General features: G+C 60.7%; 6 protein-coding genes and 1 pseudogene. 4 read left to right on the top strand and 3 right to left on the bottom strand.

The features are described 5' to 3' along the window. The 3 genes and pseudogenes from CFE47_RS15650 to mtnA all read right to left on the bottom strand — a co-directional run. Positions 1-110 (bottom strand): annotated as a pseudogene (locus CFE47_RS15650) (3-phosphoserine/phosphohydroxythreonine transaminase); the annotation flags it as partial. Between the two features lie 110 nt (positions 111-220). Next, entirely contained in the window at positions 221-2,881 is a 2,661-nt protein-coding gene (gyrA, locus tag CFE47_RS15645) for a DNA gyrase subunit A (RefSeq protein WP_095184190.1), read from the bottom strand. 423 nt (positions 2,882-3,304) lie between these two features. Then, positions 3,305-4,375 carry an S-methyl-5-thioribose-1-phosphate isomerase gene (gene mtnA, locus CFE47_RS15640; protein WP_099601430.1) on the bottom strand — a complete coding sequence of 357 codons (1,071 nt, stop codon included), beginning with the start codon at positions 4,373-4,375 and terminating at the stop codon, positions 3,305-3,307. Positions 4,376-4,484: 109 nt separating this feature from the next. On the opposite strand from mtnA, the gene CFE47_RS15635 reads away from it, so the two are divergent. The 4 genes from CFE47_RS15635 (at position 4,485) to CFE47_RS15620 (ending at position 8,198) form a co-directional block, all read left to right on the top strand. Continuing rightward, positions 4,485-5,816 carry a TRZ/ATZ family hydrolase gene (locus CFE47_RS15635; protein WP_099601429.1) on the top strand — a complete coding sequence of 444 codons (1,332 nt, stop codon included), beginning with the start codon at positions 4,485-4,487 and terminating at the stop codon, positions 5,814-5,816. 64 nt (positions 5,817-5,880) lie between these two features. Further along, on the top strand, positions 5,881-6,579 hold the full coding sequence (ubiG, locus tag CFE47_RS15630; RefSeq protein WP_017734479.1) for a bifunctional 2-polyprenyl-6-hydroxyphenol methylase/3-demethylubiquinol 3-O-methyltransferase UbiG: 699 nt from the start codon (positions 5,881-5,883) through the stop codon (positions 6,577-6,579). Positions 6,580-6,583: 4 nt separating this feature from the next. Further along, on the top strand, positions 6,584-7,255 hold the full coding sequence (mupP, locus tag CFE47_RS15625) for an N-acetylmuramic acid 6-phosphate phosphatase MupP (protein ID WP_032888903.1): 672 nt from the start codon (positions 6,584-6,586) through the stop codon (positions 7,253-7,255). A gap of 202 nt (positions 7,256-7,457) precedes the next feature. After that, positions 7,458-8,198 carry a YciK family oxidoreductase gene (locus CFE47_RS15620; RefSeq protein WP_181643550.1) on the top strand — a complete coding sequence of 247 codons (741 nt, stop codon included), beginning with the start codon at positions 7,458-7,460 and terminating at the stop codon, positions 8,196-8,198. Positions 8,199-8,261: the final 63 nt, after the last annotated feature.

Genomic DNA, 8,261 nt, shown 5'->3' with positions numbered 1-8,261 from the left:
ACGGAGAGGCCTTTTCCATGCCAGTCGAGGAGTTCACCCTGCGCACGCTGCAGGACTGCTTCAGGAAGCGCCGCGGGACCGGCACAGAAGTTATAGGCTCTCTTGCTCACATCCAATCTCACTCTGATCTGGTGGGGTGGTGCAATAAATCGGGATTTCAATATTTCACAAGGGACAAACAACAAGGGGGCGAATCTTCATCCGCCCCCTTTGTGTCCGCTTATTCCTGCGGTTCTTCTTCGTCTGCGGCAGCATCGAGGGTTGGCTCGTCGACGATATCATCGCCACTCGCCATGACCTCACCTGCGAACTCGGCATCGGCCTCGTCCAGCTCTTCGCCTTCAACTTCCGATGGTTCCTGGACACGTTCCAGGCCTACCAGTGTCTCGTCGCTGGCCAGCTTGATAAGCGTCACGCCTTGGGTGTTGCGACCCAGGCTCGACACTTCTGCCACACGGGTACGTACCAGGGTGCCCTGGTCGGAAATCAGCATGATCTCCTCGCCGTCGAGCACCTGTACCGCGCCGACCAGACGGCCGTTGCGATCGTTGCTGACCATGGCAATAACGCCCTGGCCACCACGTTTGTACTCCGGGAACTCGCCGATGGCCGTACGCTTGCCATAACCACGCGCAGAAGCGGTGAGGATTTGGCTGCCTTCTTCCGGGATCAGCATCGAAATCAGCTTCTGCCCTTCCGGCAGACGCATGCCGCGCACACCGCGGGCGGTACGGCCCATGGCGCGAACGTCGGATTCCTTGAAGCGCGTAACCTTGCCGCCGTCGGAGAACAGCATGACTTCACGCTCGCCGTCGGTGATGGCCGCGCTGATCAATACGTCGCCTTCGTCCAGTTCCAGGGCGATCAGGCCCACGCTGCGCTGGCGGCTGAAGGATTCGAGCGGGGTCTTCTTCACGGTGCCTTTGGCAGTTGCCATGAAGATGAAGTGACCTTCGGTGTATTCGTCTACCGGCAGCATGGTGGTGATGTATTCATCACTGTCCAGTGGCAGCAGGTTGACCAGCGGACGACCACGGGCGGCGCGGGACGCTTCCGGAATTTCGTAGGTTTTGAGCCAGTACACCTTGCCCTTGCTGGAGAACAGCAGCAGCGTGGTGTGGCTGTTGGCGACCAGCAGGTGAGCGATGTAGTCCTCATCCTTCACGCCAGTAGCCGATTTACCTTTACCGCCGCGACGCTGGGCCTGGTAAGCAGCCAATGGCTGGGTCTTGGCATAGCCGCCGTGGGAGATCGTAACCACGCGTTCTTCTTCCGGGATCATGTCACCCAGGGTCAGATCGAGACGGGCATCGAGGATTTCGGTGCGGCGCACGTCGCCGTATTCGGCGCGGATTACTTCCAGTTCTTCGCGGATCACTTCCATCAGGCGCACGGCGCTGTTGAGGATGCGGATCAACTCGCCGATCTGATTGAGAATTTCCTGGTACTCGGCCAGCAGCTTCTCGTGCTCAAGGCCGGTCAGACGGTGCAGACGCAGTTCGAGGATAGCCTGGGCCTGTTCCGGCGACAGGAAGTACTTGCCGTCACGCAGACCGTATTGCGGGTCCAGTGTCTCCGGGCGGCACGAGTCAGCACCGGCACGTTCAACCATCGCCACGACGGCGCTGGATTCCCACGGCATCTTGATCAGCGCTTCTTTCGCTTCCGATGGTGTCGGCGAGGCTTTGATCAAGGCGATAACCGGGTCGATGTTCGACAGCGCAACCGCCTGGCCTTCCAGAATGTGGCCACGCTCGCGGGCCTTGCGCAGTTCGAATACGGTGCGGCGGGTCACTACTTCGCGACGGTGACGCACGAAGGCTTCCAGCAGATCCTTGAGGTTCAGGATGCGCGGGCGGCCGTCGATCAGGGCAACCACGTTGATACCAAACACGCTTTGCAGCTGGGTCTGGGCATAGAGGTTGTTGAGGATCACCTCAGGCACTTCGCCACGACGCAGCTCGATCACTACGCGCATACCGTCTTTGTCGGATTCGTCGCGCAGCTCGGTGATGCCTTCGAGTTTCTTCTCTTTAACCAGCTCGGCGATCTTTTCGATCAGACGCGCCTTGTTCAACTGGTAAGGGAGCTCGGTGATGACGATTTGCTGACGGCCACCGACCTTGTCGATGTCTTCGATCATCGAGCGGGCGCGCATGTAAATGCGGCCACGGCCGGTGCGGTAGGCTTCGATGATGCCGGCGCGACCGTTGATGATCGCGGCGGTCGGGAAGTCCGGACCCGGGATGTACTGCATCAACTCATCGACGGTCAGCTCAGGGTTGTCGATGAGGGCCAGGCAACCGTCGATGACTTCACCGAGGTTGTGCGGCGGGATGTTGGTCGCCATGCCCACGGCGATACCGCTGGAACCGTTGACAAGCAGGTTGGGGATCCGGGTAGGCATGACAGCCGGGATCATTTCGGTGCCGTCGTAGTTCGGCACCCAGTCCACGGTTTCTTTGTGCAGGTCAGCCAGCAGCTCATGCGCCAGCTTGGTCATGCGCACTTCGGTGTATCGCATGGCAGCAGCGTTGTCGCCGTCGACGGAACCGAAGTTACCCTGGCCGTCTACCAGCAGGTAGCGCAGGGAAAACGGCTGGGCCATACGTACGATGGTGTCGTACACCGCAGTGTCGCCGTGAGGGTGATACTTACCGATCACGTCACCGACAACACGGGCAGATTTCTTGTACGGCTTGTTCCAGTCGTTACCCAGCTCGCTCATCGCGAACAGCACACGCCGGTGCACGGGCTTCAAGCCATCGCGCGCATCAGGCAGTGCCCGACCGACAATTACGCTCATCGCGTAGTCGAGGTAGGACTGTTTCAGCTCGTCTTCGATATTGACCGGGAGGATTTCTTTGGCCAGTTCGCCCATGAGAAGCCTGATTCCTTTTTCGGGTGAAACCTCGTCACATCCATATGGGACGAACGAAGCTCGCCGCTGCCGACAGAGTGCCTGACAACGACTTACGACAAATCAACGAGTTATGACACGGATCTGCACGTTATAGGCAACCCCTCGGGGCGGCCCTGGAAACCGCCGGATGTTATCACAATCGCCGCCACGCACCTATCCCCCTGATGCGCATGGAGACTAGTAATTTGACGGATGACAGGCTTGAGGGGGACGAGAGGGCCTCAGAGATGGGGTGGTGCTTTTTTTTGAGGGCGGATCCGAGGGTTTTATTGACTTTCAGGGCCAATCGGGGGCAAGCCCCCTCATACATTTTGACTGTGTTCGTCATTCAAGTGTGGGAGGGGCTTGCCCCCGGTAGCCATTTCACAGACACCGCAGCCCTCAATGCAGCCGCTTACGGCACATCAGCTTGGCCAATTTCGCCGTATCCGGCCGCTCAACCACGCCCTTCTCAGTCACAATCACATCAATCAAGTCGGCCGGAGTCACATCAAATACCGGGTTAAACGCATTAACCTCCAGGCGCTTCCCGTTGACCTCCAACAGCTCACCCGGATCGCGCTCTTCCAACGCAACATCTTCGCCAGTGGCCATCATCAGATCCAAGGTCGAACTCGGCGCCACCACCATAAACCGCACGCCGTGATGCATGGCACACACGGCCAACTGGTACGTGCCGATCGTGCTGACCACATCTCCATTGGCCGCAATACAGTCAGCCCCGACGATCACCCAGGTCACGCCTTTGGTCTTGAGGATATGCGCGCCCGCCGAGTCGGCATTGACCGTGACAGGGATGCCCTCGCCCGCCAACTCCCAGGCCGTCAGCCGCGAACCTTGCAGCCAGGGCCGGGTTTCATTGGCATAGACGTGTTCAACCAAACCCTCCAAGAAGGCCGCACGCACAACCCCGAGGGCCGTGCCGACGCCGCCCGTCGCCAACGCGCCGGCATTGCCGTGGGTCAGGATCGCCTGGGCGTTGCCCTGGTGCTTGCGAATCCGCTCAACGCCCAACTGCGCCATCACAAGGTTGGCTTCGCGGTCACTTTCATGGATCGCGATGGCCTCTGCTTCCAGGACTGCCAGCGGATCGGCGTGCATCTTGATGCGATCCAGGCGATCGCGCATGCGCTTGAGGGCCCAGAACAGGTTCGACGCTGTGGGACGAGTATCGGCCAGCAGTGCGTAATCCTCCTCCCACGCAGCCTGCCAGTCTTCGCCCTCGGCCATACGATCACGGGCGGCCAGTACCAAGCCATAGGCCGCACTGATACCGATGGCCGGCGCACCACGCACCACCATGGCGCGAATGGCGGCAGCCACATCGTCGACCGTGGAGCAGGCCACCCAGTTTTCCTGGGACGGCAAGGCACGCTGATCGAGCAGATGCAGCGTGCCATCACGCCAATCGATGGCCTTCACTTTCTCCGCTGCCAACAGTCGGTCGCGCATCCCTTACTCCGCACTCATGAACAAAAGCCGCCGATTATAGCGATCCGCCAGCCAGGACGCTCGGGTATACTTCGCGCTTCTTTTATAGCTGCCCGGGAAGAAGCCTGCGATGACCTCCACTGCCGCCCCGCTCGACTTACTGCTACTGCCAACCTGGCTGGTACCTGTCGAACCTGCTGGCGTGGTGCTCAAGGAACATGGCGTGGGCATCCGCGATGGGCGCATTGCCTTTATCGGGCCGCGGGCCGCTGCCTTGAAGCTGTCAGCCACTGAGGTGCGCGAACTGCCAGGGATGCTGCTCAGCCCAGGCCTGATCAACGCCCACGGGCACGCGGCGATGAGCCTGTTTCGCGGCCTGGCCGATGACCTGCCCTTGATGACCTGGCTGGAAAAACACATCTGGCCCGCCGAAGCCAAGTGGGTCGATGAAGCCTTCGTGCGTGATGGCACCGACCTGGCCATCGCCGAGCAACTCAAGGGCGGCATCACTTGCTTCTCCGACATGTACTTCTACCCCAAGGTCGCCAGCGATTGCGTGCACAACAGCGGCATGCGTGCACAGATCGCGATTCCGATCCTCGACTTCCCGATTCCCGGCGCCAGCACCGCCGATGAGGCGATCCGCCAGGGCATCGAGCTGTTCGGCGACCTCAAGCACCACCCGCGCATCAAGATTACGTTCGGCCCCCACGCGCCCTATACCGTGTGCGATGCCAACCTTGAAAAGATTCGGGTGATCGCCGAAGAGCTGGACGCCGCGATCCATATGCACGTGCACGAAACCGCCTTCGAGGTGCAGCAAGCCGTCGAACAGACCGGCGAACGCCCGCTGGCACGCTTGGGCCGCCTCGGATTACTGGGGCCGCGCTTCCAGGCCGTTCATATGACTCAAATCAGCGAGGACGACCTGGCTTTGCTGGTAGAAAGCAACACCAGCGTTATCCATTGCCCGGAATCCAACCTTAAACTGGCCAGCGGCTTCTGCCCGGTGGAGCGTCTGTGGCAGGCTGGGGTCAATGTGGCCATCGGCACCGATGGCGCCGCCAGCAACAATGACCTGGACCTGTTGGGCGAAACCCGCACCGCTGCGATGCTGGCCAAGGCCGTCGCCGGCTCGGCCACCGCGCTGGACGCGCACCGTGCATTGCGTATGGCTACGCTCAACGGTGCGCGGGCCATGGGCCTGGAAAGCGAGATTGGCTCCCTGGAAGTGGGCAAGGCGGCGGATATGGTCGCCTTCGATCTCACAGGGCTGGCGCAACAACCGATCTACGATCCGGTCTCACAGCTTATATATGCCACCGGGCGCGATTGCGTGAAACACCTTTGGGTCGCCGGCAAGCAGTTGCTCGACGATCGGCAACTCACCCGCATGGATGAACAACAGTTGACCGCCACGGCCATTGCCTGGGGAAAACGCATCAGCGGGCACACCGAATAACGCTGGCTCTGAACCTGAGTGTTCAGGACCGACAAACCGATTTATCAGATTTAGAGGATTCACCATGAGCAACGTCGACCACGCAGAAATCGCCAAGTTTGAAGCCTTGGCCCACCGCTGGTGGGACCGCGAAAGCGAGTTCAAACCCCTCCACGACATCAACCCGCTGCGGGTCAACTGGATTGACGAACGCGTCAACCTGGCCGGCAAGAAGGTGCTGGACGTCGGCTGCGGCGGCGGCATCCTCAGCGAAGCCATGGCCCAGCGCGGCGCCACGGTGATGGGGATCGACATGGGTGAAGCGCCGCTGGCCGTGGCACAACTGCACCAGTTGGAGTCCGGCGTGAACGTGGAATACCGCCAGATCACAGCCGAAGACCTAGCTGAAGAGATGCCCGAGCAGTTCGACGTGGTCACCTGCCTTGAGATGCTTGAGCACGTACCGGATCCCTCCTCGGTGATCCGCGCCTGCTTCCGCATGGTCAAGCCCGGCGGCCAGGTGTTCTTCTCCACCATCAACCGCAACCCCAAGGCCTACCTGTTCGCGATCATTGGCGCCGAATACATCATGAAGCTGCTGCCGCGCGGCACCCATGACTTCAAGAAATTCATCCGCCCGTCCGAACTGGGCGCCTGGAGCCGCCAGGCTGGGCTGACCGTCAAGGACATCATCGGCCTGACCTACAACCCGCTGACCAAGCACTACAAACTGGCCAGCGACGTTGACGTCAACTACATGATCCAGACCCTGCGCGAGGAGTAAGCCTGTGAAGTTGCGAGCGGTTCTCTTCGATATGGACGGTACCTTGCTGGACACCGCGCCGGACTTCATCGCCATCTGCCAGGCCATGCGCGCCGACCGCGACCTGGCGCCGATCAACCCGCAGCATATTCGCGATGAAATTTCCGGCGGTGCGCGGGCGATGGTCGCCGTGACTTTCTCGATGGACCCGGAGTCACCGGGCTTTGAGGAACTGCGCCAGGAATTCCTGGAGCGCTACCTGAAGGACTGCGCGGTGCACAGCAAGCTGTTCGACGGCATGGCCGAGCTTCTGGAAGACATCGAGAAGGCCAAGCTGGTCTGGGGCGTCGTCACCAACAAGCCATTGCGCTTCGCCGAACCGATCATGCAGCAGTTGGGCCTGGCCGAGCGTTCGGCCCTGCTGATCTGCCCGGACCACGTGACAAACAGCAAGCCGGACCCGGAACCGATGATCCTGGCGTGCAAGATGCTCGGTCTGGACCCGGCCAGCGTGTTGTTCGTGGGCGATGACCTGCGCGACATCGAGTCCGGCCGCGATGCCGGCACGCGCACGGCGGCGGTCAGCTACGGCTATATCCACCCGGACGACAACCCACGCCACTGGGGCGCAGATGTAGTGGTGGATCACCCACTGGAACTGCGCAAGGTGCTGGATAACGCACTGTGCAGTTGCTAATGGCTCACCGGCCTTAGTGATTGATAAAGATCCAAATGTGGGAGGGGCGGTTCGACGATTCGACTTGCCCCCGATTGCAGTGTGTCAGTCACTGCATTTGCTGACTGATACACCAGTATCGGGGGCAAGCCCCTCCCACAGGGGATCTTCAGTGTTTTCCAGCTCGCTGTTTGTAACCTGCTGAATTCTGTCGAGGCTTTTTATGTTTGATTACTCTGCACGTCCAGAACTGCTCAAAGACCGGGTCATCCTGGTGACCGGCGCCGGTCGCGGGATTGGCGCGGCGGCGGCAAAAGCCTATGCCGCCCATGGCGCTACCGTGCTGCTGTTAGGCAAAACCGAAGCCAATCTGGCCCAGGTCTACGACGAAATCGAAGCGGCCGGCAACCCGCAGCCAGTGGTGATCCCATTCAACCTGGAGACCGCCCTGCCCCATCAATACGATGAGCTGGCAGCCATGATCGAAAAAGAATTCGGCCACCTCGACGGCCTGCTGCACAACGCCTCGATCATCGGCCCGCGCACGCCCATCGAGCAGCTCTCCGGTGAGAACTTCATGCGGGTGATGCACATCAACGTCAACGCAATGTTCATGCTCACCAGCACCTTGTTGCCGCTGCTCAAGCTGTCCCAGGATGCGTCGGTGGTGTTCACCTCCAGCAGCGTAGGCCGCAAGGGCCGCGCGTACTGGGGCGCTTATGGGGTGTCGAAGTTTGCCACTGAAGGCTTGATGCAGACCCTGGCGGATGAGCTTGAAGATGTGGCAGCGGTGCGGGCCAACAGCATCAACCCTGGCGGCACTCGTACCAGCATGCGGGCCCAGGCGTATCCGGGGGAGAACCCGATGGAAAGGCCCGCGCCGGAAGAGATCATGCCGGTGTACCTGTACCTGATGGGGCCGGACAGTGCCGGCATCAATGGGCAGGCGTTTGATGCGCAGTAACATCTGACACCCAACTCGCTGTGTGAGTTGGCTTTTGTAGTGAGCGGGCTTGCCCCGCACGGG

It is taken from the genome of Pseudomonas sp. PGPPP1, assembly GCF_002255865.1.
GTDB classification, from domain to species: Bacteria; Pseudomonadota; Gammaproteobacteria; order Pseudomonadales; family Pseudomonadaceae; genus Aquipseudomonas; species Aquipseudomonas cremoris.
The sequence above is the reverse complement of the archived record's forward strand: the minus strand, read 5'-3'. Positions and strand labels throughout refer to the sequence as shown.